Source organism: Sphingomonas sp., from assembly GCF_019635515.1.
Lineage (GTDB): Bacteria > Pseudomonadota > Alphaproteobacteria > Sphingomonadales > Sphingomonadaceae > Sphingomonas.
Genome location: NZ_JAHBZI010000001.1, coordinates 1,389,065 through 1,413,332 on the forward strand (window position 1 = coordinate 1,389,065; position 24,268 = coordinate 1,413,332).

The following is a 24,268-nucleotide window of genomic DNA, read 5'->3' on the forward strand; positions in this document are numbered from 1 at the left end:
TCGGCGTGAGCCAATCAAACTAGGCGCAGGGCCCCAGCGCGCGGAGCACCATCGCATAATCCTCCGCCGCGATCCGCGAGCTTTCGGGATCGTCCGATTCGAGCGCTTCCGGGCTCAGCCGGCGCGGCAATCCGCAGGCGAGGCGATACCAGAGCAGCGTGTTGACCGCCGGCGGCCCTGCCGAATCGTCCACAATGTCCCCTAATGAGACACTCCAGCGCGGGTTGACGCCGGGGCGGCGGATCACCTGCAGCGACACCGGAGCGTTGCTCTCGGTGGTCAGGAATATCTGCGTTTCGCCTTCGCCGGGCAGCGATCCGGGGACATGGAAAGCGTTGCCCACGCCGGTGATCGCGGGCGGGGCGCCGGCAGCGACGGCCTCGCGGGTGATGCCGCGCACGAGCGCGTCGGTTTCGGGCAAGTAATTGCGCTGGCTGTCTATTCCGGTGAGCTGGATCTGGTCAGCGCGCCCCGGCACCGGGCGGGCGAACAGCAGCACGCGCTGCTTCTTGAGCTTGGGCGCCTTGCCACGGGAATCGAGCGGGATATCGGCGACATAGGCCACGCGGGTCGGCATCGCACCGTTGCCGCGAATCAGCGCCAGCACGTCAGCGACGATATAGAAGCGGCCACGGCCCGGCGCGACGTCGCGAGCCTGGTCGGGATCGAGTTTGGTGACCTCGCGGATGCGCGCGTCGAGGATCAGCGGCGCGCGCACGACCTGTCCCGCGACCACCGCGTAGCTTGGCGCGGAAACCACCGCCGGCCCTTGATTCTGCCGGGTTTGTGCTGGAGCGGGCGCGGCGGCGGAAAATGCCAGCGCGCAATAAATGGCAACATTCTGGATACGGATCATTCGCACAGCGTTACCGGATTGTGCCCCGGGTATATACAAATAATTCCGGGATGCCCGATGGCATGTGCCGAATGTCTGACAAAGGGTTTGCGTCCCTCCGGCCACCGCGATAGAGGTCGCGCTCTGCCGAGAGAACGCAACAGTGCGGCAGGCGGAACTGCGCGCGGGGTCCCCCGCGACAGGGTCGCAGTCAGGAATATATAGGAGTGACGTTCCCGAATGGCTTACGCTGACCGGAATACAGGTGGCAGCCGCATCGTCGCGATCGTTTTGGTCGCGCTGATCGTCGCCGGCATGGGATATGCTTTCGTCACCGGCCTCGCATATCAGTACGTCAAGAAGGCGACCGAGAAGCTCGACGTCTTCGACGTGAACGACCCGCCGCCGCCGGAGGAAGTTCCGCCTCCGCCGCCGCCGCCGGATTCGCCGGTTCCGCCGCCGCCTACCTTGGTGGTGACGCCTCCCGCGATCGTGGCCGTGCCGCAGCCCTCGCCGCCGATGATGACGACGCCGGTGCCGCAGCCGCCGCCGCCGATCGCACCGCCGGCTCCGCCGGCTCCGCCCGCGCCTCCCGCGCCGCCGCCGCCGCCGCGCGTCGCGAAGAAGATGACGCCGAAGGGGTCCCCGCAAAGCTGGGTGACCGACGACGACTATCCGGCCGCGGCGCTTCGTGCCGAGCAGGCGGGAACCGTTGGCTTCCGGCTCGACGTCGACGCGACCGGCAAGGTCACGGAGTGCACCGTGACTTCGTCGAGCGGTTCATCTCTGCTGGATAATACGGCGTGCTCGCTGCTCAAGCGCCGCGCCAAGTTCAACCCGGCCGAAGATGCGAACGGCAACAAGATCGGTGCGCCGTTCAACAGCCGCTTCACCTGGAAGATCCCGAAATAATTTGAGAGGCCGGCGCGCCGGGGGCGCGCCGGATGTTTGAAAGCGCTATTTTTAGAGGAAAGACCGAAAATGCTCACGACCATTCTCGCAGCTGCGGCGCCCGCTGCCGCCAAGGAAAATCCCTACGGCCTCATCCCCGCGCTGCGTGAAGGCGGTCTGATTTCGCAGACCGTGTTCGGCATCCTGGTGATCATGCTGTTCTTCTCGCTCTACATCCTGTTCACCAAGCTGTTCGAGCAGCAGAAGATCATTTCGCAGCATCGCCGCATGCGCTCGACCTTCTGGAACCAGAACAGCCTGCGCGAAGGCGCCGCCAAGCTCGAGAAGAACTCGGCTTACCGCCAGATCGTCGACGACGGTCTCGCCGCGCAGGAGCAGCACGCGAAGCTGACCGATCCGGTCGAAGCGCATGACTGGCTGCACAATTCGCTGCGCCGCTCGGAAGACCTGATCCTGTCGCAGCTCAAGAAGGGCCTGTCGTTCCTCGCGACCGTCGGTTCGACCGCGCCGTTCGTCGGTCTGTTCGGTACGGTTATCGGCATCATCCGCGCACTGGTCCGCATCGGTTCGTCGGGTCAGGCATCGATCGACGCCGTCGCCGGCCCGGTCGGTGAAGCGCTGATCATGACCGCCGTCGGCCTCGCGGTCGCCGTTCCGGCCGTGCTCGCCTTCAACTGGCTCCAGGCTCGCAACAAGAAGATCGCTGAAGACATGAGCGCCTTCTCGAACGACATCCTGGGTTATCTCGCTTCGAACGGCGCCGTGCGCCCGGCCGCCGCGAAGGGCGCGCCGGTCAAGGCTCCCGCCGCTGCGACCACGGCTGCTCGCTAAGGGTTGATGGGGCCGCGCTCCGGGGCGGCCCCAATTCTTCGCCACGGCGAAGGCATCCCGGCAACGAATGCGTAGAATAGGATAGCGCGCAATGTCGATGAGTGTAGGCGATTCCGACGAAGACGGCCCGATGTCGGACATCAACACCACCCCGCTGGTGGACATCATGCTCGTGCTGCTGATCATCTTCCTGATCACGGTTCCGGTCGTGATTCAGACGGTGCAGATCACCCTTCCGAAGGTGCAGTTCGAGCCGACGATCACCAAGCCTGAGAATGTGGCGCTTTCGGTCACTGCCGAGAACGGCGTGTGCAAGGTTTATTGGGGCATGACCCCGGTGAACAGCACCGAGCTGCTCGATCGCGCGGTCAAGAAGCTGAAGTCCGAAGTCGAAAAGGCCGGCGGCGAGGCCGCGTTCAAGGCCGATCCGACCCTTGAGCTTCCGGAAGTCCATATCCGCGGCGACGTGGATACTCCGTACCGCTGCATCGGCGGCGCGATCTTCACCATGCAGATGGCCGGTTTCGCAAAGGTCGGATTCATCTCCGAGCCGGAAGCCGGTTCGGCTGTCACTCGCCTGTGACAGGCATCTAAGGAGTTATTTCTCATGTCAATGAGCACAGGCGGGGGCGATGGCGATGGCCCGATGATGGAGATCAACACGACGCCGCTTATCGACGTCATGTTGGTGCTTCTCATCATGATCATCATGACCATTCCGATCCAGAGCCACGCGGTGAAGGTCGATCTGCCGCAGAATACCGGCGCGATTACGCCACCGGTCGATGCGCAGAAGAACAAGATCTACATCCAGCCGGATGGGGTCGTGCAGTGGAACAGCGTCCCCGTGGATGACGTGACGCTGCGCCAGTATCTGGATGCGTCGCTGCAGATCAGCCCGGAGCCCGAGCTGCACTTCCAGCCCGATCCGCAGGCGCGCTACGAAGTCGTCGATCGTGTTCTCGCGATCGTCAAGCGGGCGAACGTGAACAAGCTCGGCTTCGTCGGCAACGATCAGTATCGCAGCGATTTCTGATCCGCCCCGGCGCTTCGGCGCTGGCGAGCGAACGATTTGGGGCGGCCCTTCGGGGCCGCCCTTTTTCGTTGGTGGTCAGGCTTGAGGTCTGCTTGCAATGTAGGATTTCGTCTGCTTGGCTCGATCCCGGCAGGGCCTCAGCGGCGTGCCGGCTGCTCTTTGAAATCGAGGGCCGGGGACCCCCATGGTCAGTGCGACCATTGGGACCATTCGCACCCCGGGGCAGGGCGCGTCGGGGTAGCGTTCAGTCAGCTATCGCCAGAAACTATGGATTCTCTAACGAGGCCTAGAGCCGAGGCAGGGTCACGCCGCGCTGGCCCATATATTTGCCGGCGCGGTCGGCATAGCTGGTCTCGCAGGGCTGCTCGCCCTGGAGGAACAGGAACTGGCACGCGCCTTCATTGGCATAGATCTTGGCGGGCAGCGGCGTCGTGTTCGAAAATTCGAGCGTGACATGGCCCTCCCATTCGGGCTCGAGCGGGGTCACGTTGACGATGATTCCGCAGCGCGCATAGGTCGATTTGCCGAGGCAGATCACCAGCACGTCGCGCGGCACCCGGAAATATTCCACCGTCCGCGCCAGCGCGAAGCTGTTCGGCGGGATGATGCAGCAATCGGTCTGCCGATCGACGAAGCTGGTTGAGGCGAAGTCCTTGGGGTCGACCACCGCGCTGTCGATATTGGTGAAAATCTTGAATTCGTCCGCCACCCGTGCGTCATAGCCATAGGAGGACAGCCCATAGCTGATGCAGCCCTCGCGGCGCTGCGCCTCCACGAACGGCTCGATCATGCCCTTGGTGAGCGCCTGCTCGCGAATCCAGCGGTCGGAAAGAATGGCCATGACCTGTCTTCGCCAGCGGACTATTGAATGGCAAGCTCGAAAGGCGTGACCGGCAGCTTCGAAGCGTCGGTCAGGTTGCAGACCGGGCTGTCGCCCCAGCAATACCGCACCCGCGTGGCGATACGCCCGCCGGGATCGAGGCGCACGGTCTCGCCGGCCAGTTGCGCCGGAACGGAGCGACAGGTGCCCGGCCCGGCCCCGCACAACTCGAACCCGGTGAGCGCGCCGCCGTCCGATGCCGCCAGCGCCGTCTTGGTCGCGACGAACATGACGGTGATGCCATCGCCCTCGCGCACCGCGACGGCGGGCACCGCGCCCGAAGGCGACATCACCGCGCCATACGCCAGAACGCGGGCGGCGCGGGCCAGGCGGTGGCCGACATCCTGCTTGTTGGTCGGGTGGATGTCCTTCACATCGCCGAGATCGACGGTGACCACGATCTCCGCGCGGATGTCCTCGATCGCGGCGCGGCGCTGCTGGTCGCGGATCGCGGCGGTGCCGCTCTCGATCGGCGCGGTGTTACGCGGACCCCAGCCGGCAAGCTGGACGATCAGGAACGGCAACGTGTCGTTATCGAACTGCCCGCGCCATCCGGCCATCATCCCGGCCAGCTTGTCGGCGTAGCCCTGCGGCTGTCCGGTGTCGGCCTCGCCCTGATACCAGGCGACACCGCGCAATCCATACGGCCCGACCGGCGCGATCATGCCATTATAGATGCCGGCCAGTCCGGTGATCCCGTCCCACGGCGCACGCGGCGGCTCGCCGGCGCTGGAAGGCATGGCGACCAGATATTGCCAGTCCCTGGCAGCGGGCAGCGGCACGACGCTGCCATCGGCCAGCCTGATGCCGCGCTGCTCGGGCGTGCCGGTCAGCCCGCCATTGCCCCAACTGTCATAGATCGCAACGACCAGCCGGTTGCGCCCGGCCTTCAACGTCCCCGGCGCCAGCTTGTACTGCCGCGGCACGCCCCATGCGGTGTTGGTCCCGACGCCAATGCCGTTGACCCAGGTCATGTCGAGATCGTCGGGCGGTCCGAGCAGCAGCGCGGTCCCCTGCTGCGCCTGTGCGGCGGTCAGCGTGATTTCGGTGCGGTAGAAGACCACGCCGTTGAACGCGCGCAGCTTTCCGACGCCCCAGGTTTCCCAATAGTCGAAGGCGGGCAAGGTCTTCCAATCGCCCTTTGCGCCCGCAGCCCAGGGCTCCGGCGCGCCGCCTGCCTTGCCGGCCCACCATGGCGACCAATTGGCGGCGAAGGTCGCGGCGGCCTTGGCTGGATCGGCGCGATACGCGGCGAGCAGCGCGAGGCGGTCATGCGCGGTCGGATCGGCGGCGAGCGAGGCTTCGCTGCGCCACGCATCGATCGCGGTGCCGCCCCAAGAGGCGTTGATCAGTCCGACCGGTACCTTTTCCGAGATTCGCAGATCGCGGCCCATGAAATAGCAGGCGGCGGAAAAGTCGGCGACGCTCTCGGGGTCGGCGCGCTTCCAGCTGACCGGCGCACTGAACTGTCGTTCGGGGCTGGCGCTGACATTCTTGCCAACGGTCAGCAGCCGCATCCGGTCGTCGCTGCCCGCGGCGGCCTCGGCGGCGCCATTCACCGCGCCGCGCACCTGGAATTCCATGTTAGACTGACCGGAGCACAGCCAGACATCGCCGACGAGCACGTCGCTGATGGTGGCGGTGCCGCCGGGCCCGGTGACGCTCAGCGTGTAGGGGCCGCCCGCGGGCATCGCCGCCAGCTCGGCACGCCAATGCCCGTCGATATCGGCGATCGCCTTCGCGGTGTTGCCCGCCATCGCCACGGTGACGACCGTGCCCTGCGCCGCATCGCCCCAGATCGCGATCGGTCGATCGCGCTGGAGGACGGCGTGATCCTGGAACATCGCATGAAGGCTGGGAGGCGCGCCCTGTGCCAGCGCGGCGGCGGGCATCAAGGCGGCGATGAGAATCGCGCGAATCATCCGGTGCATCGGCCCCTCCTGGTTAGCGGTACCAAGCATGAGCCGCCGGGATGAGGCAAGCGCTCAGGCCAGGCCGAGGTCCTTCGGGCCGAAGGCGTGGGGAAGCAACTCCGAGAGCTTGTACGTTGCCATCGCATCGCCGGTCGCGCCGCCGCAATGCACCGGCACGTCGCGCTGGCTCATCTGCGCGGCTTCGTTGATCACCTGTCGGCAGCGCCCGCAGGGAGAGACCGGCGCGGTATCGGCATGGTCCATCCGCCCGCCAATCACGCCGATCGCGACGACATCGCGCAGACGCCCCATCGAACTGACCGTCCCCAAGGCCACCGTCTCGGCGCAGAGCGTCAGGCCGTAGCTAGCATTCTCGAAATTGGCGCCGGTGACGATACTACCGTCGGTCAGCAGCACCGCGGCGCCGACCGCGAAGCGCGAATAGGGCGCATGCGCGTTCTTCGAAGCCTCACGGGCGCGGGCGACGAGCATTTGCGGGTCATAATCGGTCATCGCGCCATCACGCTCCAGTTCACAGGCCCGCTGATCCCCTCGATACGGCGGAAGCTCGACGCCTGCCATACCGTCCAGGGGCGGGAGAGATAATAGGGTGGGAAGAACGCCTGCCGGCTCCACAACAGGCGCGGGAACGCCTCACTGATCCGGTAGCGCGCTTCGAAATTCTTGCTGACGCGCAGCACCGCATGTTCGCCGAGATGGGTTTCGATGGCGGTGATGAAACGGCCTATCTCGCCGATCACCACATCGCGCTCCGGCCGGGCGTTGCAATCGGGCTGGAAATCGAGATCGACCGCCGCTGGCAGCTGATCGTCGGAGCGCGGCACGATGCTGACGAAGTTGCCCGCCTGATCGGCGGCGAGCTGGCAGAGAGAGAAGATATGCAGCGCGCCGCGGCGGATTCCGGCCTCAAAGGTGCCGCGCCAGTTTTCGGGAAAGCGCAGATCGGTCTCGTTCGCGCCGGTGGTGGCACGGAGATACGCGAACTGCGCGCCCGATTTCTTGACCGTCCACCATTCGATCGGTCCCTGCGCCTCGCTGACATCGACGCCCTGGACGGGGAAATCGGCGGGGCGCGGGCGCCAGTTGATCGCGAACAACCAGGCGCATAGCGCGCACACCGCCAGCGCAAGGGCGATGCCTGCGATCACGCGAAAGCGGCGGGCAAGGACACGGATGTGCATCTCAGCCCTTGATGTGCAGCACGCAGATCAGCGTGAACAGGCGGCGGGCGGTGTCGAAATCGACGTGGATCTTGCCTTCCAGCCGTTCCCTGAGCAATTCGGCCGCATCGTTGTGGATGCCGCGCCGGGCCATGTCGATCGTCTCGATCTGCGCCGGGCTGGCGTTGCGAATCGCCTGATAATAGCTGTCGCAGATCGCGAAATAGTCGCGGATCGGGCGGCGGAAGCGGGCGAGACCGAGCACCAGAGTCTCGAGTGGTGCGCCGTCCTCACGGCGTATTTCCAGCGCCAGCCGCCCTTCCTCGACGCGCAGATGCAGACGGTAGGGGCCGGCATAGCCATCGGCATGCTCGCGCTGGGGGGCGAACTGGTTCTCCTCGAGCAGGTCGAAGATCGCGATCCGCCGCTCCTGCTCGATATCGGCCGAGCGCCAAAGAATCGTGCGCTCGTCGAGAGTCACGTCTATGATGCGCGGATCGGCCATTCCCGGTCCCTATCGGGTAATGCCCGTAATCCACAAGCGTTCGCCGTTGATGGCACAGGCTTTACGAGCAACAGAAGAATCATGGCCCAGCCGATCCCGTTTCCGACTCCCGACGCGCCCGAGGGACTGCAACTGCCGCAGAATATCGAGGCGGAGGCCGCGCTGCTCGGCGCGATGATGATCGACAACCGCGTGGCGGAGGACGTTCTCCAGAAGCTGCGGCCCGAGCATTTCTTCGAGCCGCTGCACGGGCGCATCTACGACATGATCGCGATGCTGGTCGGCGATAACCGGCTGGCGACACCGGTGACGCTGCGCCCGTTGTTCGCGAACGATCCGGCGATGAAGGAGCTGGGCGGCCCGGCCTACCTCGCCCAGTTGACCGGCAATCCCGCCAGCCTGATCGGCGCGCGGGCGTTCGCGGACCAGGTCTATGACCTCGCGGTGCTGCGCGCGCTGGTGACGGTGGGCCGCGATCTGGTCGATTCGGCGCTCGACACCAGCGAGGACATCAATCCCGCCAAGCAGATCGAGCAGGCCGAGCTCAAGCTCTACGAGGTCGCCGAGACCGGTGGTGAGGATAGCGGCGCCAAGAGCTTCATGCGCGCCGCGACCATGGCGGTGCGCAACACCGAGCGGGCGATGAATTCGGGCGGGAGCGTCTCGGGCGTCACTTCGGGCCTGACCGATTTCAACGCGATGACCGGCGGTCTCAACCGATCGGACCTGCTAATCCTCGCCGGTCGTCCGGGCATGGGCAAGACCTCGCTCGCCACCAACATGGCCTTCAACGCCGCCAAGCGCTGGATGGACGATATGGAAGCCGGCATTCCCGAGGAGAAGTCGATCGGCGCGCCGGTCGCGTTCTTCAGCCTCGAAATGTCGGCCGACCAGCTGGCGCTGCGTATCCTGTCCGAACAATCTGAAGTCTCGTCGGAGAAGCTGCGCACCGGCAATATCTCGGCGCCGGAATTCCAGAAATTCGCGCGGGCATCGGGCGATATCGAGCGGCTGCCCCTGTTCATCGACGATACGCCGGGCCTGACCATCGCCGCGCTGCGGACTCGTGCGCGGCGGCTCAAGCGCCAGCACAAGATCGGCATGGTGGTGGTCGATTACCTCCAGCTGCTGACCGGCAGTTCAAAGAGCCAGGGCGATGGCCGCGTTCAGGAAATCTCCGAGATTTCACGCGGCCTCAAGACGCTGGCCAAGGAACTCAACGTGCCGGTGCTGGCGCTGTCGCAGCTCAGCCGCGCGGTGGAGAGCCGCGAAGACAAGCGCCCGCAGCTTTCGGACCTGCGCGAGTCGGGCTCGATCGAGCAGGACGCGGACATCGTGCTGTTCGTCTATCGCGACGAATATTATCACGATTTCAAGGCGCCCAAGGCGATCGACGGAAACAGTTCCGCCGACGAGATCGCCAAATATCAGGCCTGGCAGGATCATCAGTTGCAAGTCGCAAACAAGGCCAGCGTGATCATCGCCAAGCAGCGTCACGGCGCGACCGGCACGGTCGATCTGCGATTCGACCGCCAGTTCACCAAGTTCAGCGATCTCGCGCCGAGCGGCTATTGAGCGGCCAGCTTCACGCTTTTCACGGTCGTTCGGTAATAGCGTTGCGTGGGTAGGAAATTATAGTGCGCGCGACGGGAAGAGGATCGACGGCGTCAAAGAGCGAGCCGCAAGCGGCGTCACCTCACCAAGCAAGCGAAATCCTACATTGCAAGCATGAGATTCAGCCGGTCGTATAGCTTGCAAGGATTTGAAGGCGGCGCAATCGACTGTTCAGAATACCGGCAGGTTCGGGTCGCCGTCGCTGACCGGAGTGTGGATGCCGCACTCGGTCTTGTCCCACCCGCTCCAGCGGCCCGAGCGCGGGTCTTCGCCTGGCTTGACGATAGAGGTGCACGGCGCGCAGCCGATCGACAGATAGCCCTGCGCGACCAAGGGATGCGGCGGCAGATCATGCTCGGCGAAATAGGCGGCGATATCCTCGCGGGTCCAATCGGCGAGCGGATTGAGCTTCACGCGATCGCCATCGATCTCGAAGCGGGGCAGGGCGCTGCGGGTGCTGGCCTGATGCGCCTTGCGGCCAGTGATGCTGGCGTCGAAGCCGGCCATCGCCTTTTCGAGCGGAAGCACCTTGCGGATCTCGCAGCAGCCGTCTGGGTCGTAGGACCAGCGCAGCGCGGTGCCGTCGCGGGTTTCGAGTTGCTCCGGGTCGGGGTGGACGATCTGGAGGTTGAGGCCGAGACGCTCAGTCAGCAGATCGCGATAGGCGAGCGTTTCGGGAAAATGCTTGCCGGTATCGAGGAAGAGCACGGGCACGCCGCGGTCGACCGAGGCGACGAGATGGAGCAGCGCCGCGGATTCGGCGCCGAAGGACGAGACCAAGGCGATCCCGCCGAGCAGATGCTCGCCCAGCACGGTGCGCAGCAGATCCTGGGTGCCGGTGCCGCGAAACATGTTGTTGAGGCGGATCGCGTCGTGCTGGGTGAAGCGCGGCGTGACGTCGATGCGGTCGACCTCTCTGGCGATCTTCCGCGCCGCGTCAGCCATGGCGCAGCTTCCACACCGGCACCTGCGCGTCGGCGGCGGGCTGGTAGAAATATTCGTAGCGGGCGAAGGCGCGGTCGAGCGCTTCGGGATCGATCGCCGCATCGGGCGCGAAGCTGTCAAACCCGCAGCGGCGCATGAACAGCATCTGATCTACCAGCACGTCGCCCGCCGCGCGGATCTCGCCGGTATAGCCGGCCTCGCGAAGAATCTTCGCGGAGGAATAGCCCCGGCCATCGCGGAAGCGGGGGAAATCGATCTCGACGAGTTGCACGCGGGACAAATGCGGGATCAGGTGGCGCGCGTCTTCGCCGGCCTCGATGCGGACGGCGCTGGCCTGGTCCTGATCGAGGAAGGCGTCGAGGCTGACGGCGGGCTCTTCGTGCGCGGCGTCGTCGCGGAAGCGGAGCAGCCCGTCGGTGTTCGCCGACAACGACAGGGACTTATCCATAGATCGCCTCCTTGAACGGCTCGACGCCGATGCGGCGATAGGTGTCGAGGAAGCGTTCGCCGGTCTGCCGCTCGCGCAGGTACACGTCAGTGGCCTTCTCGACCGCGTCGACGATGCCGTCCTCGTTGAAGCCGGGGCCGGTGATCTTGCCGAGGCTGGCATCCTCCGCGCCCGACCCGCCGAGCAACAGCTGGTAATTCTCGGTGCCTTTGCGGTCGACGCCGAGGATGCCGATATGGCCGGCATGATGGTGGCCGCAGGCATTGATGCAGCCGCTGATCTTGAGCTTCAGTTCACCGATGTCGCGCTGACGGGCGGGATCGGCGAAGCGGGTCGCGATCTTCTGCGCGACGGGAATCGAGCGGGCATTGGCGAGGCTGCAATAATCGAGGCCCGGGCAGGCGATGATGTCGCCGATCAGGTCGAGATTGGCGGGGGCGAGGCCGGCGGCGTCGAGCGCCTGCCAGACGGCGTGGAGATCCGCCTTGCGGACGTGCGGCAGGACGATGTTCTGGGCGTGGGTGACGCGCAGTTCATCGAAGCTGTAGCGCTCGGCGAGATCTGCCATCAGGTCGATCTGGTCCGCCGTGGCGTCGCCGGGGATGCCGCCGGTCGGCTTGAGGCTGATGTTGACGATGGCGTAGCCGGGCGCCTTGTGGGCGCGGACGTTCTGGTCGAGCCACAGCGCGAAATCGGGGTCGCTGCGATCGATTTCTTCCGATGCGTTCGCCTCATAGGCGGGATCGGTGAAATACGCGGCGATGCGGTCGAACTCGGCCATCGGCACGTCGGACTGGTTGGGCAGGATCTCCTGCCACTCGGCCTCGACCTGGCGGGTGAACTCCTCCTGGCCAAGCTCATGGACGAGGATCTTGATGCGCTGCTTGTGGATATTGTCGCGGCGTGCCCAGCGGTTCCAGACGCGCAGCGCCGCCTCGCAATAGCTGAACAGGTTTTCGGCGGGCAGGAACTCGCGGATCAGCGGCGCGACGAAGGGCGTGCGGCCCATGCCGCCACCGATATAGACCTGGAAGCCGAGCGCGCCGGCGTCGTTCCTCAAGAGCTTGAGGCCGATATCGTGGAGGCGGATCGCGGCGCGGTCCTCCTCGGCGGCGGTGACCGCGATCTTGAACTTGCGCGGCAGATAGCTGAATTCGGGGTGGAAGGTGGTCGCCTGGCGGATCAACTCGGCCCAGGGGCGCGGATCGGCGATCTCGTCGGCGGCAGCGCCGGCATATTGATCCGACGAGACGTTGCGGATGCTTTCGCCGCTGGTCTGGATGGCGTGCATCTCGACGGTGGCGAGGTCCGCCAGGATGTCAGGCGCTTCCTCGAGCTTGATCCAGTTATACTGGATGTTCTGCCGCGTGGTGAAATGGCCATAGCCGCGGTCGTACTTGCGGGCGATTGCCCCAAGCATCCGCATCTGGCGGCTGTCGAGCGTGCCATAGGGGATGGCGACGCGCAGCATATAGGCGTGGAGCTGGAGATAGAGGCCGTTCTTGAGCCGGAGCGGCTTGAACTGGTCGTCGTTCATCGCGCCGGAGAGGCGCCGGGCGACCTGGTCGCGGAACTCGTCGACACGGGCATCGACGATCGCCTGATCATATTTGTCGTAGCGGTACATTCAAATCACCCAATTGCCGGCGTCGGGATCGGCGGGCTTCAGCGTGAGATCGGGGCGCACGGTGGGCCCGAGGGCGCGGATGCGGTCCTTGATATGGGCGGGGCGGGGCCCTTCGGGCGTCATCGTGCCTTCGATGACGACCCCGCCATTGACGCGGCGCGCGCCGGTCTCCTCGGTCAGAATCGCTTCGCCGCGATCGCCGACATCGCCGGCATCCTCGACGTGCAGCGACCAGTCGCGGCCCGTCCACCAGATCACCGCGCCGGTGCGCAGATCGTTGCCGGTGAGGATCTTCACGCCAGCGCCTCGGCGGCTCTGGCCCAGGCGGCGAGCTTGTCCTCGGCGTCGGCGAGCAGGGTCACTTCGCCGACGACGATGATCGCCGGGCTTTTGACCTTCTCGCGCTTCACCATCTCACCGAGATCGGCGAGCAGGGTGCGCATCGCGCGGCTGCCCTCCAACGTGCCGCGCTCCAGCACGGCGACGGGCATGTCGGGAGCCACGCCATCGGCCATCAGCTTGTCGGCGATGTCCGGGCAGGTGGCGACGCCCATATAGATGACGAGGGTGCGGCCCTTGCCGGCGAGGCCCGACCAGTCCTGGTCCTTGAGCCCCTTGCACTGGCCGGCGACGAAGCTGACCGCGCTCGACCAGTCGCGATGGGTGAGCGGCATGTTGAATTCCGCCGCCGCGCCGAGCGCCGCCGAGATGCCGGGGATGACCTCGACCGGAAGCCCGGCTTCGCGCACCGCTTCGACCTCTTCGCCGCCACGCCCGAAGATGAAGGGATCGCCGCCCTTTAGCCGCACGACGATCGCGCCGGTCTTCACATGCGCGACGATCAGCGCGTTGATCGCGTCCTGCGGCAAGGTGTGGCGGTCGCGCTGCTTGGCGACCGAGATGCGGTGCGCCTGCGGCGCCATATCGAGGACGCGCGGATCGACGAGGCCGTCATGGACGAGCACATCGGCCTGGGCGAGCGCTTCGACGGCGCGGACGGTGAGCAGGCCGGGATCGCCCGGGCCGGCGCCGACAAGGATGACGCGGCCGCGTGCCGCTGGATCGAGAAGACTAGCCATGCGAGCGGAGATGCGCCCGGGGCGCGCGGGCTACAATCCAAGGTTGCTTGGGGGGGGAGTAGCGGAGCTTTCCGCGATCACCCCTATGCTCGCAGAACGGTTCTCCTGCGAAAGCAGGAGCCTAGAGTTCCAACGATGGCGCTCGTGGCCCTGGACCCCTGCTTTTGCAAGGGAACGGCAAGTCAGGATGCTGCCAGCAGCTTGGCATGGGCCTTGATGACGGCCACAGTGGTCGCGTCGCTGTCGAACACGCCGTACCAGCCCTGCGGCTCGTGCGGGGGGTCGCCGAGCCAGGCGGTGTCGCCGGGGCGGAAGCGGTGGTCGCCATGCAAGGCGCGGCCTTCGCCGTTCCAGGCCCAGAAGTTCGAGCCGGCGATGATCGGGTTGGCCTCCACGGCTTCGTAGATCTGGCGGTAGTAGCGGTCCTTATAGGCGGTCGAGGACGCTGGATCGTAGCCGCCGCCGTCGCGGGGATAGCCGAATTCCTCGATCACCAGCGGTTTGCCGAGTTCGGTGGCGAGGCCGATATGCTGGGCAATATATTCCGCGACCTTCTTGGTGGCCGCGTCGTGGGTGCCGGGGATGTCCTGTGCGCTGACCCAGCTCCAGTTGAGCGGCCAGATATGAGCGGTGACGTAATCGATCTCGGGGAAGACGTGCGCTGCCTTGTAGACTGCGGCGCGCTCGATCGAGCCCTTGAGGCCTTCGCTGCCGGTGGAGACGAGCTGGTTGGGCGCAATCGACTTGATCAGCTTCGCGGTCGACTGGATCCAGGCGTAATAGGCCGGCAGCAGCGGCTCGGCGATCCTGTCGCTGCCGCCGGGGCGGGGCTCGTTGGCGAGCTGCCAGGCCATGACCGTGGGGATGCCGGCATAGCGCCTGACGATCGAGGCGACATAGTCGTGGTAGAGCTTCACCGCCTCCGCATTTGCGTAGAACTGCGCGGTCATGTCCGGGAATTCGGGCCAGGGGTGCGCGGGATCGTTCATGTCGATGAACTTCCCGCCGTTCACATAGGTGAGGTAGGTCATCATGCCGCCCGACCATTCCCAGAAATTGGTGAGGTACAGCACCGCGCGCATGCCGCGCGCTTCGAGTTGGGCGAGGAGATGGTCGAGACCGTCGAGCAGATCGGGGTTCCAGGAGGCGCCGGCGGTGCGGAAGGCGGGGCTGACGGCGTTCTTGAGCGGCGAGGTTTCGGCGGAGGCGAGGATGCGGAGGTTGGTGACGCCAAGGGCGGCAAGCGCGTCGAGCTCGCGGGCGAGGCGCGCGCGGTTGCCGAAATCCGCGCGGGCGCCGAGCCAGGGGCCGTACCACAAATTGGCGCCGGCGAAGCGATAGGGCTTGCCGCCGAGGGTGAGGGTCGTGCCCTCGCGGCGGACGAAGGGAGGGGGTACGGCGGCGGCCGGGAGGGCGGCGAGCGCCGCGCCGATGCCGAGAATCGTCCTGCGAGTGACCATTATTTCCCCTCCACTGTTTCGAAGAGGGTAGCGCTAACAACTAGCTTCGTCACCCCGGCCGAAGTGCCGGGGCCTACTTATCCGCGAGCGAGCCGCAAGAGGTTCTCGCGGCTCTCCCAGTTTTGCGAGTGGGCCCCGGCACAAGGCCGGGGGGTATAATGATAGCTGCAATTTGACGGCTTTCAGACCCCGCTAGGAGAGAGGAGGCGCAGCTTCGCGTGGTGGGGAGGCTAGCATTTTGAGCCGACCTCCCATGTCGTCACGACGACGATAATCTCAGATAACTTGATCGAGGGCTGATAGGGTTTCCGTCAGAGATCGTCGTAAAGACATTAGGCTAGCACCGAGCGACATTTCAGGACGCTCGGCCATGAGCATCAATGCCTTAAGCACTGCATTGGATTCTTTCGCCAGCATCACGAGGTGGACGCCGCTTGGAGCATTTGTCCCGCCAAGCCAGTTTTTGGCTGTGCGCTGACTAACGCCCGTCCATTGGGTGATGATTTTGGGTCCGTTGCGGGCTGATCCAAACTCAACCTTCAGCGCAGATGCGATCACTTGCGCGAATTCCGTCTCCGTTAGACTGGCGCGGCCAATTGGAAATGAACTTCCCTTCTTAGGTAACATTTTGCCTCTCCATTGCTGTTAGGGAGGCGAAAGCAGCCGATAGAAAATCGGTCGATCAATACCAAGGCGTATCAATGGTCATAAAGTGGGGGACGGCAAAAGACGATAAGTCTGGAGAAAAGCCGCTTAAGCGCGCAGCCGAATATGTCCGCATGTCCACGGACCATCAGAAATATTCGACTGATAATCAGACAGCGGAAATCCGAGCCTATGCCGAGAGGCGCGGGTTTGAGATTGTCCGCACCTATGCCGACGAGGGGAAAAGTGGCCTGAGCATCGATGGGCGCGATTCCTTCCAGCGGCTTTTAACGGACATCCAGAACGGCGATGCCGACTTTGAAGCGGTCCTCGTCTATGACGTGAGCCGCTGGGGACGTTTTCAAGACCCCAACGAATCCGCGCATTACGCATGGCTTTGCAAAAGCGCAGGTATCGCCCTTCATTTCTGCGCCGAGCAGGTCGAGAATGACGGATCGATGGGATCGTCCATCGTAACCACCGTCAAACAGGTGATGGCGGGCGAATATAGCCGTGAGCTGTCGGTTAAGGTGTTCAAGGGGCAATGCCGCCTCATCACCCTTGGCTATCGGCAAGGCGGCACTCCCGGCTACGGATTGCGCCGGATGCTTGTCGATGAGCACGGCACGCAGAAAGGTTTGCTTGATCGCGGCGAGCATAAGAGCATCGCAACGGATCGCGTCGTGCTGGTTGAAGGGCCAGACGAAGAGGTTGCCATCGTCCGCGAAATCTATCGTCAGTTCGTCGAGGACCAGCGCTCCGAACGACAGATCGCCGACTGGCTGAACGCACAAGGAATCATGTCCGACCTTGAACGTCCGTGGTCGCGCGGCACGGTCCACCAGATTCTCATCAACGAAAAATATGCCGGTCACAATGTCTGGGGGCGCACGTCCTTCAAGCTGAAAACCAAGCATGTCCGCAACGATCCATCAGAATGGATCAGACACGATTCTGCGTTTCCCGCCATCGTGCCACAGGCGCTTTTCGATGCGGCACGGCTCATCATCGATCAGCGGTCGCAGCGCCTTTCCGATGACGAGATGCTGGCTTTGCTTGGCGAAATTTTCGCGAAGAACGGTTCACTCTCAGGCCTTATCATCGACGAGTGCGAGGACGGCCCATCGAGCAGTGCCTACCAATCGCGCTTTGGCAGTTTGCTCCGGGCCTACTCCTTGGTCGGATACGTTCCCGACCATGATTACCGCTATCTCGAAATCAATCGCGCGCTGCGGCGGATGCACCCGTCCATCGTTAAAGACGTGATCGAAGGCGTGCATGCGGCGGGCGGCACCGCGATTCAGAATCTCGAAAACGACACGCTGCTTATCAACGAAGAGATCACCGCATCGATCGTGATTGCGCGGTGCAAACTTACGCGGGGCGGAAGCCACCGCTGGAAAATTCGGCTCGATGAAAGTCTTCGCCCCGACATCACCATCTGCGTCAGAATGGACGAGGATAATATGAACGCACACGACTATTATATTTTGCCGCGCATGACGCTCGCGGAAGGCGTCCTGCGGCTCGCCGACCACAACGGATTGTCGCTCGACGCTTTCCGCTTTGAATCGCTGGAAGGCTTCTTCACGCTCACTGAGCGCGCCCCATTCCGTAAGGCGGCATGACGGTGGCGCGTCCCGCACAGCGCGTCGAGATGATCCCGATTGACCGGATCACTATCGTCAATCCGCGCCTTCGCAGCAAAAAGGTATTCAAGGGCATCGTCGAGAATATCGCCGAGATCGGCCTCAAGCGCCCAATCACCGTGACATCGCGGCAGGGGGCGGACGGCCCGCTCTATGATCTTGTTTGTGGTCAAGGACGACTCGAAGCCTTTCGCGAGCTGGGGCAGACCGAGGTGCCAGCCCTGATTGTGTCGGCTGACACGGAAGACTGCATGGTCGCGAGCCTCGTTGAGAATTGCGCGCGCCGTCAGCATCAGGCCGTTGACCTGCTGCAAGATATCGTCGGGATGCGTGAACGCGGCTATTCGGACAATGAGATTGCCGAGAAGACCGGACTCTCCGCGAACTACGTCTGGAGCGTCGGGAAATTACTCGCGCGAGGCGAGCGCCGGCTGGTTGCCGCCGTAGAAGCTGGATATCTTCCGATCTCCGTTGCCCTCGAAATATGTGAGGCCGACGATCAGGGTGTGCAGGCGGCACTCCACAAAGCCTATGAGGAAAAGCTTCTGCGCGGTCGCGCTCTCATTGCGGCGCGCCGGTTAGTCGAAGTGCGCAAACGCTCCGGCAAGGCCGCGAAGCTTAATCGGCTTGTTGAGAAAGGATCGGCGGCCACGCCAGAGGATTTGGTGAAAGCTTTTCAAGAGGACACCGAACGCAAGCGCATGATGATACGCAGGACCGAGGCGACCCGAAACCGCCTTGTGTTCATCGTGGAAGCATTGAGCCAGCTCTCGAATGACGAGAGCTTTGTCGCGCTTCTCGAAGACGAAGGCTTGGCATCTATGCCGAACCGGCTCGCTGAGCGCATTCAGAATGTCAGGATCAATCTGCAATGACTGGAAGCTCACGAAACCGGAAGATCAAGCTCGCCTTCGAGACAACAAGCCTGCGCATTCCGCTTGCCGATATCGAGATGCTGCGTGCGATGACGCTCGCAATCAAGAAGTCTGTCAAATATGCGCAGATCGAGGCGTCCATCCGAGAAGTCGGAATCATCGAGCCGCCAGTCGTTGTTAGGGTGAAAGGCGAAGAAGATCGCTATCGCTTGCTGGATGGACATATCCGCGTCGAAATTCTGAAAGAGCGCGGCGACAAGGATGTGGTGTGTCTTGTCGCCACCGATGACGAGGCGATCACCTACAACAAGCGCATCAGCCGCATGGCTATCGTTCAGGAGCACAAGATGATCCTGAAAGCGCTTGAGAAGGGCGTATCGGAGGAGCGGCTAGCACGTGCGCTCAACGTCAATATCACCACAATCCGCGACAAGCGCCGGTTGCTCGATGGCATTTGCGATGAAGTGGCAAAGTTGTTGCAGGATCGGATGGTCCCGATCAACACGTTTAGCGAACTGAAAAAGCTGCGGCCTATGCGACAGCTCGAAGCCGCCGAAACCATGATCGCCATGAACAAGTTTTCATGGCCTTATGCGAAATCGCTTGTGGCAGCGACACCGCAAGGCCAACTCGTAAGCGACAAGAAGAAGGCGGTGCGTGGTCTTAGCGAGGAGCAGATCGACCATATGGAGCGCGAGGCGACAAACATCGACCGCGAGTTTCGCATGATCGAGCAGAGCTATGGGACCGATCATCTCGATCTTGTTTTGGCGACGGGATATCTGTGCCGCCTGATCGAGAATGTGCGCGTCGTGCATCATCTTGCTCGCTTCCATCCGGAGTTGTTGGCAGAGTTCCAGCGCATCGTGCAGTTGCGAAATGCGGCTTGAGCATCTGAAACCCTTCAACAACCGCACGTGCCAGACACTATCCAGCCCATTCTCACTATGGCTTGTCGTCATGAACATGGCTCGAAAGATATTCGCTGGACGCTTCCCTAATCCCCGCCTTGCGGAGCATGCGGCCAAGATTTGAGGGATCAATGCCCAACCGCCTCGCGGTCACATTTCTTCCGTCGCGTTCAATGTCTTCGCGCAACGCCTGAATCTCGGCCTGTCGCTGAAAGCTGACCCGTTCCGCGAGCGTTTGCGCGACCGGAAGGCGGGCCAAGATCGACTGCGAGAAAGCTTGATCCGATCGCGATGCCTTGCCGGAAATGAAGCGCTGCAATCTGGTGGCGTTGGTCGCGAGCGCTGTGACAGTCTTTGCCGTCCCGATCGTATCGATAAGCGCTGTCACATTCGCAACCAACTCTCCGCGATCGATGCCACTGATGCCGTAGGTCGGCGCGGCGCTCGGCTCCAATCCGATATAAGCTTGCCGCTCCAGGTCATGCGCCTCCTTCCCGATATGGCGGGTGGCGGTCATGCGAATATGACGGCGCCGGGTAGTGCCGCGATCACCATAGTTGCCGTTCAGAAACTTGGCTTCGGGATGGATATGATATTGCGCGAGTGCATCGGCATAGGTTGCGAGCCGGTCCTTTGACACTGGCTTGCCGGTTTCGCGATCGAATACGAGTTCCGCCGCCCGCGAGCGATCCTTCGTGTAAGGCGAAACAGGACGACAATCCTTGATCTTGCGACGTGACGGTTTCGCGTCCGCCGCGATCATCCCTTCTCCGGTGTCGATTGCGTTCGCGATCATCGCGAGCAGGAAATTGAACGGCTTCACCCGATCGCGCGGTTTAAGGGGCTGGTTGTATCCCTTGAACCATCGCAGCAGCTCGGGCGTGGTGGCGGCATATTGCGACATGGCAGGCCCGACCATCGCGTCATGAAAATGAAGGTCGATTTCATCGGGATCGCCGCTGACCGCCGCGCTGACGATCTTCCACCACAAATCATGCTGCCAATGTTCCACCCCATCGGTCAGCACCGAAGAATGCGGGAGCGGGATGTTCGGTGCCGGTGTGCTGGCATCATAGGGGGCGAGCAAATGGCCCAATCCGTGCGCCGATATCTTGCGCATGATCGGCGTGCCGTCCTCCGCCAGATTGAAAAGGGCATAGCGCTTCGCCGATATCGCCCAGCAATAGAGCGGTGCAGGTCCGCTCTTGTCGAGCGCGGTATTCACCTTCTCGATTTGCAGGATCGAACCATCGAAATCATAGGGGTTCAATTCGGCGAACCAATCCACAACCGATTGCACCCGCGCGGCGAATTCGTCTGGATCGAGCGGTTCAGGCCGCGCAATTGCCATGCTGTCGGTGTCGCAGAACGCCCAATCGAGGCCTTGCTTCGTCACCAGCTGTTCGGTGATTGCGAGCATCAACCGCGCAGCGCCGCAGATCAGGGTGGCGAGAAGCGGATGAAAGAACGGTCCCGGCCTCTCATTCTTGTCGATGCGGAAGGTGAACCGATCGCATGTCGATGCGTGAACAGTCGTCATCCGGGCGTCGGGCAAGTCCTCGACATTGACCTCTACGAAGATGCCGTAGCTGGTCGAGTTCGCCGCGATCTTGAGCGCGTTCTGTTCGGTATCGAGCCTGTCATATTCCGCGCCGGTCGCGGCATCGCGCCTGATCTTCGTATCATTCCGCAGCTCGATCACGCGCTTGAAGAAATCGGCTTGGTTGGGATCGACGCGATAGGCCGCGTTCCCCTGAATGTTGATCGCGCTCAAGTCGGTTTGCGCCGAACCCGCCGAAAACGTGACGGCTTCGATCACCTTCGGAGCCTTGCCCGACAACAACTTGGAGGAAATGCACTCGGCGAGGGTCAACCATAACGGCACATCGCCCGTCAGTAAGTTGGTGCCGGTGGTCGGGGTCGCCTTCGGAGTATAGGATGCGCGAACCGGAAAAATGTCGGCATCGGGCAGGACGCGAACGATCGTCGTGAGGCGAGGCCAGAATTCAGGCGATTGAAGCGCGGCGATATCGATCCCGTCCAGCAGCGCCCGGGTTTCGTCGGTGGAATCGCGCCACGCCATGCCTTCCCCCCGCACGAAGGGCCAAAGGTTCATGAGCGTGCAAACGGTCGGATACATCGACAGAAAATCGCAATGGATCACCTGGCGTAATTCCCGCCGGATGCGGACTTCCGCCCGACCGCCGAAATAGCTGCCCATGATGTTCGCCAGCATCTGCGGCGGAAAGTCGGGCTGAATTTTCTGCCATGACCGAATGCCCATGCCGCGCAGATAGGCTTTGCCGATACTGGCTTCGCTCAGGATTTTGTCGGGTCTCGCGCCTTCCAGCTCCAGCCGATCGAACCGTACGATCAGGTCTGCATAGCATTGCCATGTCGCTTCCACGTCGCGCACGGCATAGCACACCATTTCGGGCGTGACGGGACCGGCGAAATCGACGGCTGCAAGCTTCTTGTCCTTCGTGCCGAGATGATCGCACAGGCTCGCAAGCGAAAATGAGCGCGACAGAAGCGCTTTCGCCAACGTCTTCACGTCGAGAAAATGCCCGGAATTGAAGGGTGTCTTGCGACCATGCTTGCGGTCGGTGTTGCCATCGAGCTGTTTCGACGGGGCGGCGAATTTGATGAAGGCGGCACTCTGCGAAAGGTGCTTTACGCGCACGTTAGGATGGAAGCGATCTTCGGACAGGGTGAACGAGAACCCACCGCGCATGTCGCCTCGCGCCGGTTCGTGCCGAAGCGCGATACGCGAAATGTCGAACGGCAGATTGAAGCCGACTATCGTTCCGCGCGACCGATAGCCGAACGTGTAGAGGATATCGACTGCAAACTCGTCGCGGGTCAGCAACTCCAGGCCATGCTGATCCGCATAGTCGGCGAGCGTCCGCAACTCGGCGGCATTCACGCCATCCGGTGCGTAGAAAATCCCCTCGCGATATCGTTCGCCATTGTGGCGGATCTGAAAGGTGCCGAACCGGAGCGATTGCGCCGCATCGCTGGTGGTTTCGGTATCGAAGATGACGACCCAAGGCGAAGCCGCTCTCTTCGATGCCTTGCGCCTCGGCTTCCCGGTCAGCGTTTCGTAGGTGTGGATGGTTGGTGCCGCATAGGCGCGAATCGCGACCACCAAATGGTCCGTGATCGATGGTGCTGGACTATTCATGCCGCACCTTCCTTCAAAACAGGCAGGCTGCGTTCGATCAGACGGATGCCATAGTCATAGAGGTATTCGATCATCTCGCGCAGCATGTCGGCAATGCCGATCAGCAGCCGTCCAGCCGCGTACAGGAAGGCGTCAGCCTCCGGGTGCATGGATCGCACGAAACTCTGTTCGAATGTCATCTTGCGATGGTCGTTCGCGCAAATCTGACTGGTGAATGCGCGGTCCTGCTTCTGCCCGGCAGGGTGATGCAGTTCGAAGGTGCGCACATCGGTTTCGCCGCATATGCCGCAGACGGGATCGCTCACCCCCAGCTTGTCCAACCGATCCTGCAACGCGGCTTCTCGCTTCATCTCCACGACTCGCTTGCGCATGATAATCTCCGTCATTTTTGGACAAGGCGATAAATCTCGACATAACTTCCCTCCACGCTCGCCAATTCGTGAAGGATGTTCCGGTCAGTTTCGAGAGGATGGGACTTGCCCTTGGCGTCGATGATCGACGTGCCGATGAACGGGCGGATCAGATCGTATTTGTTCGATCGCGTGTATTTCTTGACGGCGTTCATATAGGTGCCGTTGATCGACGCCTGATCGCGGTCACGCAGAACCAAGAGCTTTTTCTGGCCTTCCGAATAGGTTTCCATCTGCGGTTTGCGCGTATCGGTGATCCGCCATCCGCGCCCTGCGCGTTCGGCATAGGCATTCTCGCGAAGAAAGCGCCGCGCCCGTTCGGTCGAGACACCAGCTTGTTTCGCGGCCTGCGTCAGATTGCCTGTTCGGTGCAATTCCTTGAGGGCAAGTTCCAACCGCGCGTCGGACTTGGGCGACCGGCGCGATCTGACCGGGGTTTCATGATGCCGCGCATGTCCGCGCGCCTGCGAAACGCTCAGGCCACGCGCAACGCCCCTCGCTTTCCGGCGAGCATATTCGACCTTGAAATCGCGTACCCGCGCCATTCTTTCCGACTCCGCCGACGACATGCCGGGCGGAAATGACGGTGACGCAACGCGCCCCGCGAAAGTATTGAGTCATCTGGCAAGTTCAGTTCTTGCCAGTATCTTCCAGTTCCTGCCGATATTGCTTGATGTGATCCCGGAGCGTTCGCGGGCTGGGCGCGCGCAAATGATACTGCTCGACGGGAAACCGGCGTTCGAATTCGCGCTTGAAATCAGGATGCAGGATTTCTGCGGAGAGCGTTCGATTGCTTTCTTTCTCATAGAGGAATTGCAGCACCTCTGCGGCATAGCGATAGGTATGGCGACGGCCACCACCCCGCTTTGCCGGTGCCGTCACCGCAATCGCAATTTCTGGATCGGGTGCGGGCAAAGGCGGATTTACTGGCGCGCCATCGGTATCCGGTTCGCGAACTCGAATGACCTTCACACCTTCATAGCGCCAGCCGGAAATCTCGATATCGTCGCTATTCTCAATTCCGCGCGGATGATCGAATTCGAACATATATAACGGGAGCGGGACCGGGCCTTTGCTGATTTCCGGTTCGACGCATTTGCCAAAAGCCTGAAATTCCCCGTCCCGCAATCCGGCCCATAGCTCCGCAACCATTAGAAATTGCTCAGCTTCAAATGCTTGCCGTGTCGTAGTCTCGCGAAATTTGCGCACCGCGTAAGGATCGCCAAATTCAAACCAAGCAGAGCTGAATCTGACGCCCGCGCGCCATTTCTCAATTGCACCGGATGAGTCATTTTGGGCCATTGGTACAATGATATAGCGCCATCATT

The 24,268-nt window shown here is 62.7% G+C and carries 25 protein-coding genes; 8 read left to right on the forward strand and 17 right to left on the reverse strand.

The genetic code is table 11. The features are described 5' to 3' along the window. Positions 1-19 precede the first annotated feature (19 nt). A complete protein-coding gene (locus KF730_RS07005) occupies positions 20-856 on the reverse strand; it encodes a hypothetical protein (protein WP_294093314.1) in 837 nt (278 codons plus the stop codon). Between the two features lie 219 nt (positions 857-1,075). Here KF730_RS07005 and KF730_RS07010 point away from each other — a divergent pair, with 219 nt between their 5' ends. The 4 genes from KF730_RS07010 (at position 1,076) to KF730_RS07025 (ending at position 3,614) form a co-directional block, all read left to right on the forward strand. Next, positions 1,076-1,747 carry an energy transducer TonB gene (locus KF730_RS07010; protein WP_294093317.1) on the forward strand — a complete coding sequence of 224 codons (672 nt, stop codon included), beginning with the start codon at positions 1,076-1,078 and terminating at the stop codon, positions 1,745-1,747. Positions 1,748-1,816: 69 nt separating this feature from the next. Next, positions 1,817-2,578 carry a MotA/TolQ/ExbB proton channel family protein gene (locus KF730_RS07015; protein WP_294093319.1) on the forward strand — a complete coding sequence of 254 codons (762 nt, stop codon included), beginning with the start codon at positions 1,817-1,819 and terminating at the stop codon, positions 2,576-2,578. A 91-nt stretch (positions 2,579-2,669) separates the two neighbouring features. Beyond that, positions 2,670-3,161: a biopolymer transporter ExbD gene (locus KF730_RS07020; RefSeq protein ID WP_294093321.1), complete on the forward strand. Its 492-nt coding sequence runs from the start codon at positions 2,670-2,672 to the stop codon at positions 3,159-3,161. Positions 3,162-3,185: 24 nt separating this feature from the next. After that, positions 3,186-3,614 (forward strand): biopolymer transporter ExbD, encoded by a 429-nt coding sequence (locus KF730_RS07025; RefSeq protein WP_294093323.1) that lies wholly within the window; start codon positions 3,186-3,188, stop codon positions 3,612-3,614. Positions 3,615-3,900: 286 nt separating this feature from the next. On the opposite strand, the gene dcd is transcribed toward KF730_RS07025, so the two are convergent. The 5 genes from dcd to KF730_RS07050 are packed head-to-tail and all read right to left on the reverse strand — an operon-like array spanning position 3,901 to position 8,093. Next, positions 3,901-4,455: a dCTP deaminase gene (gene dcd, locus KF730_RS07030; RefSeq protein WP_294093325.1), complete on the reverse strand. Its 555-nt coding sequence runs from the start codon at positions 4,453-4,455 to the stop codon at positions 3,901-3,903. Positions 4,456-4,475: 20 nt separating this feature from the next. Next, on the reverse strand, positions 4,476-6,425 hold the full coding sequence (locus KF730_RS07035) for a sialate O-acetylesterase (protein WP_294093327.1): 1,950 nt from the start codon (positions 6,423-6,425) through the stop codon (positions 4,476-4,478). A gap of 54 nt (positions 6,426-6,479) precedes the next feature. Further along, positions 6,480-6,920: a cytidine deaminase gene (locus KF730_RS07040; protein ID WP_294093329.1), complete on the reverse strand. Its 441-nt coding sequence runs from the start codon at positions 6,918-6,920 to the stop codon at positions 6,480-6,482. Then, positions 6,917-7,609 (reverse strand): GH25 family lysozyme, encoded by a 693-nt coding sequence (locus tag KF730_RS07045; RefSeq protein ID WP_294093330.1) that lies wholly within the window; start codon positions 7,607-7,609, stop codon positions 6,917-6,919. The genes KF730_RS07040 and KF730_RS07045 overlap by 4 nt, the downstream gene beginning before the upstream one ends. Position 7,610: 1 nt before the next feature. After that, a complete protein-coding gene (locus KF730_RS07050) occupies positions 7,611-8,093 on the reverse strand; it encodes a UPF0262 family protein (protein WP_294093332.1) in 483 nt (160 codons plus the stop codon). Positions 8,094-8,174: 81 nt separating this feature from the next. On the opposite strand from KF730_RS07050, the gene KF730_RS07055 reads away from it, so the two are divergent. Then, complete coding sequence (locus KF730_RS07055; RefSeq protein ID WP_294093333.1) at positions 8,175-9,668, forward strand: replicative DNA helicase; 1,494 nt, start codon at positions 8,175-8,177, stop codon at positions 9,666-9,668. A gap of 210 nt (positions 9,669-9,878) precedes the next feature. On the opposite strand, the gene KF730_RS07060 is transcribed toward KF730_RS07055, so the two are convergent. The 7 genes from KF730_RS07060 to KF730_RS07090 all read right to left on the reverse strand — a co-directional run bounded on the left by KF730_RS07060 (position 9,879) and on the right by KF730_RS07090 (position 15,893). Then, positions 9,879-10,652 carry a phosphoadenylyl-sulfate reductase gene (locus tag KF730_RS07060; RefSeq protein ID WP_294093335.1) on the reverse strand — a complete coding sequence of 258 codons (774 nt, stop codon included), beginning with the start codon at positions 10,650-10,652 and terminating at the stop codon, positions 9,879-9,881. After that, a complete protein-coding gene (locus tag KF730_RS07065; protein WP_294093337.1) occupies positions 10,645-11,100 on the reverse strand; it encodes a DUF934 domain-containing protein in 456 nt (151 codons plus the stop codon). The genes KF730_RS07060 and KF730_RS07065 overlap by 8 nt, the downstream gene beginning before the upstream one ends. Next, positions 11,093-12,727: a nitrite/sulfite reductase gene (locus KF730_RS07070; protein WP_294093339.1), complete on the reverse strand. Its 1,635-nt coding sequence runs from the start codon at positions 12,725-12,727 to the stop codon at positions 11,093-11,095. The genes KF730_RS07065 and KF730_RS07070 overlap by 8 nt, the downstream gene beginning before the upstream one ends. Next, positions 12,728-13,024, reverse strand: a complete 297-nt coding sequence (locus KF730_RS07075; RefSeq protein WP_294093341.1) for a DUF2849 domain-containing protein — start codon at positions 13,022-13,024, stop codon at positions 12,728-12,730. Beyond that, entirely contained in the window at positions 13,021-13,806 is a 786-nt protein-coding gene (gene cobA / locus KF730_RS07080; protein ID WP_294093343.1) for a uroporphyrinogen-III C-methyltransferase, read from the reverse strand. The genes KF730_RS07075 and cobA overlap by 4 nt, the downstream gene beginning before the upstream one ends. A 182-nt stretch (positions 13,807-13,988) precedes the next feature. Beyond that, positions 13,989-15,266, reverse strand: a complete 1,278-nt coding sequence (locus tag KF730_RS07085; RefSeq protein WP_294093345.1) for a cellulase family glycosylhydrolase — start codon at positions 15,264-15,266, stop codon at positions 13,989-13,991. A gap of 276 nt (positions 15,267-15,542) precedes the next feature. After that, positions 15,543-15,893 carry a hypothetical protein gene (locus tag KF730_RS07090; RefSeq protein WP_294093347.1) on the reverse strand — a complete coding sequence of 117 codons (351 nt, stop codon included), beginning with the start codon at positions 15,891-15,893 and terminating at the stop codon, positions 15,543-15,545. 74 nt (positions 15,894-15,967) lie between these two features. On the opposite strand from KF730_RS07090, the gene KF730_RS07095 reads away from it, so the two are divergent. The 3 genes from KF730_RS07095 to KF730_RS07105 are packed head-to-tail and all read left to right on the forward strand — an operon-like array spanning position 15,968 to position 19,325. Next, positions 15,968-17,539 carry a recombinase family protein gene (locus KF730_RS07095; RefSeq protein ID WP_294093349.1) on the forward strand — a complete coding sequence of 524 codons (1,572 nt, stop codon included), beginning with the start codon at positions 15,968-15,970 and terminating at the stop codon, positions 17,537-17,539. Then, the gene (locus KF730_RS07100; protein WP_294093351.1) at positions 17,536-18,435 is read left to right on the forward strand and encodes a plasmid partitioning protein RepB C-terminal domain-containing protein; all 900 of its coding nucleotides are present in this window, start codon (positions 17,536-17,538) and stop codon (positions 18,433-18,435) included. The genes KF730_RS07095 and KF730_RS07100 overlap by 4 nt, the downstream gene beginning before the upstream one ends. After that, on the forward strand, positions 18,432-19,325 hold the full coding sequence (locus tag KF730_RS07105) for a plasmid partitioning protein RepB C-terminal domain-containing protein (protein WP_294093352.1): 894 nt from the start codon (positions 18,432-18,434) through the stop codon (positions 19,323-19,325). The genes KF730_RS07100 and KF730_RS07105 overlap by 4 nt, the downstream gene beginning before the upstream one ends. A 55-nt stretch (positions 19,326-19,380) precedes the next feature. Here the strand turns inward: KF730_RS07105 and KF730_RS07110 are convergent, their stop codons facing one another. The 4 genes from KF730_RS07110 to KF730_RS07125 form a co-directional block, all read right to left on the reverse strand. After that, positions 19,381-22,530: a hypothetical protein gene (locus tag KF730_RS07110; protein ID WP_294093354.1), complete on the reverse strand. Its 3,150-nt coding sequence runs from the start codon at positions 22,528-22,530 to the stop codon at positions 19,381-19,383. Beyond that, complete coding sequence (locus KF730_RS07115) at positions 22,527-22,916, reverse strand: hypothetical protein (RefSeq protein ID WP_294093355.1); 390 nt, start codon at positions 22,914-22,916, stop codon at positions 22,527-22,529. The genes KF730_RS07110 and KF730_RS07115 overlap by 4 nt, the downstream gene beginning before the upstream one ends. Then, the gene (locus KF730_RS07120; RefSeq protein ID WP_294093357.1) at positions 22,913-23,335 is read right to left on the reverse strand and encodes a hypothetical protein; all 423 of its coding nucleotides are present in this window, start codon (positions 23,333-23,335) and stop codon (positions 22,913-22,915) included. Before KF730_RS07120 ends, KF730_RS07115 begins: the two co-directional genes overlap by 4 nt. A gap of 235 nt (positions 23,336-23,570) precedes the next feature. Further along, positions 23,571-24,242, reverse strand: a complete 672-nt coding sequence (locus KF730_RS07125) for a hypothetical protein (protein WP_294093359.1) — start codon at positions 24,240-24,242, stop codon at positions 23,571-23,573. Positions 24,243-24,268 lie beyond the last annotated feature (26 nt).

Excerpts from the sequence above, each read along its gene's own strand:
- KF730_RS07005 (WP_294093314.1), bottom strand. The coding sequence starts at position 856 with ATGATCCGTATCCAGAATGTTGCCATTTATTGCGCGCTGGCATTTTCC.
- KF730_RS07010 (WP_294093317.1), top strand. The coding sequence starts at position 1,076 with ATGGCTTACGCTGACCGGAATACAGGTGGCAGCCGCATCGTCGCGATC.
- KF730_RS07015 (WP_294093319.1), top strand. The coding sequence starts at position 1,817 with ATGCTCACGACCATTCTCGCAGCTGCGGCGCCCGCTGCCGCCAAGGAA.
- KF730_RS07020 (WP_294093321.1), top strand. The coding sequence starts at position 2,670 with ATGTCGATGAGTGTAGGCGATTCCGACGAAGACGGCCCGATGTCGGAC.
- KF730_RS07025 (WP_294093323.1), top strand. The coding sequence starts at position 3,186 with ATGTCAATGAGCACAGGCGGGGGCGATGGCGATGGCCCGATGATGGAG.
- dcd (WP_294093325.1), bottom strand. The coding sequence starts at position 4,455 with ATGGCCATTCTTTCCGACCGCTGGATTCGCGAGCAGGCGCTCACCAAG.
- KF730_RS07035 (WP_294093327.1), bottom strand. The coding sequence starts at position 6,425 with ATGCACCGGATGATTCGCGCGATTCTCATCGCCGCCTTGATGCCCGCC.
- KF730_RS07040 (WP_294093329.1), bottom strand. The coding sequence starts at position 6,920 with ATGACCGATTATGACCCGCAAATGCTCGTCGCCCGCGCCCGTGAGGCT.
- KF730_RS07045 (WP_294093330.1), bottom strand. The coding sequence starts at position 7,609 with ATGCACATCCGTGTCCTTGCCCGCCGCTTTCGCGTGATCGCAGGCATC.
- KF730_RS07050 (WP_294093332.1), bottom strand. The coding sequence starts at position 8,093 with ATGGCCGATCCGCGCATCATAGACGTGACTCTCGACGAGCGCACGATT.
- KF730_RS07055 (WP_294093333.1), top strand. The coding sequence starts at position 8,175 with ATGGCCCAGCCGATCCCGTTTCCGACTCCCGACGCGCCCGAGGGACTG.
- KF730_RS07060 (WP_294093335.1), bottom strand. The coding sequence starts at position 10,652 with ATGGCTGACGCGGCGCGGAAGATCGCCAGAGAGGTCGACCGCATCGAC.
- KF730_RS07065 (WP_294093337.1), bottom strand. The coding sequence starts at position 11,100 with ATGGATAAGTCCCTGTCGTTGTCGGCGAACACCGACGGGCTGCTCCGC.
- KF730_RS07070 (WP_294093339.1), bottom strand. The coding sequence starts at position 12,727 with ATGTACCGCTACGACAAATATGATCAGGCGATCGTCGATGCCCGTGTC.
- cobA (WP_294093343.1), bottom strand. The coding sequence starts at position 13,806 with ATGGCTAGTCTTCTCGATCCAGCGGCACGCGGCCGCGTCATCCTTGTC.
- KF730_RS07085 (WP_294093345.1), bottom strand. The coding sequence starts at position 15,266 with ATGGTCACTCGCAGGACGATTCTCGGCATCGGCGCGGCGCTCGCCGCC.
- KF730_RS07090 (WP_294093347.1), bottom strand. The coding sequence starts at position 15,893 with ATGTTACCTAAGAAGGGAAGTTCATTTCCAATTGGCCGCGCCAGTCTA.
- KF730_RS07095 (WP_294093349.1), top strand. The coding sequence starts at position 15,968 with ATGGTCATAAAGTGGGGGACGGCAAAAGACGATAAGTCTGGAGAAAAG.
- KF730_RS07100 (WP_294093351.1), top strand. The coding sequence starts at position 17,536 with ATGACGGTGGCGCGTCCCGCACAGCGCGTCGAGATGATCCCGATTGAC.
- KF730_RS07105 (WP_294093352.1), top strand. The coding sequence starts at position 18,432 with ATGACTGGAAGCTCACGAAACCGGAAGATCAAGCTCGCCTTCGAGACA.
- KF730_RS07110 (WP_294093354.1), bottom strand. The coding sequence starts at position 22,530 with ATGAATAGTCCAGCACCATCGATCACGGACCATTTGGTGGTCGCGATT.
- KF730_RS07115 (WP_294093355.1), bottom strand. The coding sequence starts at position 22,916 with ATGACGGAGATTATCATGCGCAAGCGAGTCGTGGAGATGAAGCGAGAA.
- KF730_RS07125 (WP_294093359.1), bottom strand. The coding sequence starts at position 24,242 with ATGGCCCAAAATGACTCATCCGGTGCAATTGAGAAATGGCGCGCGGGC.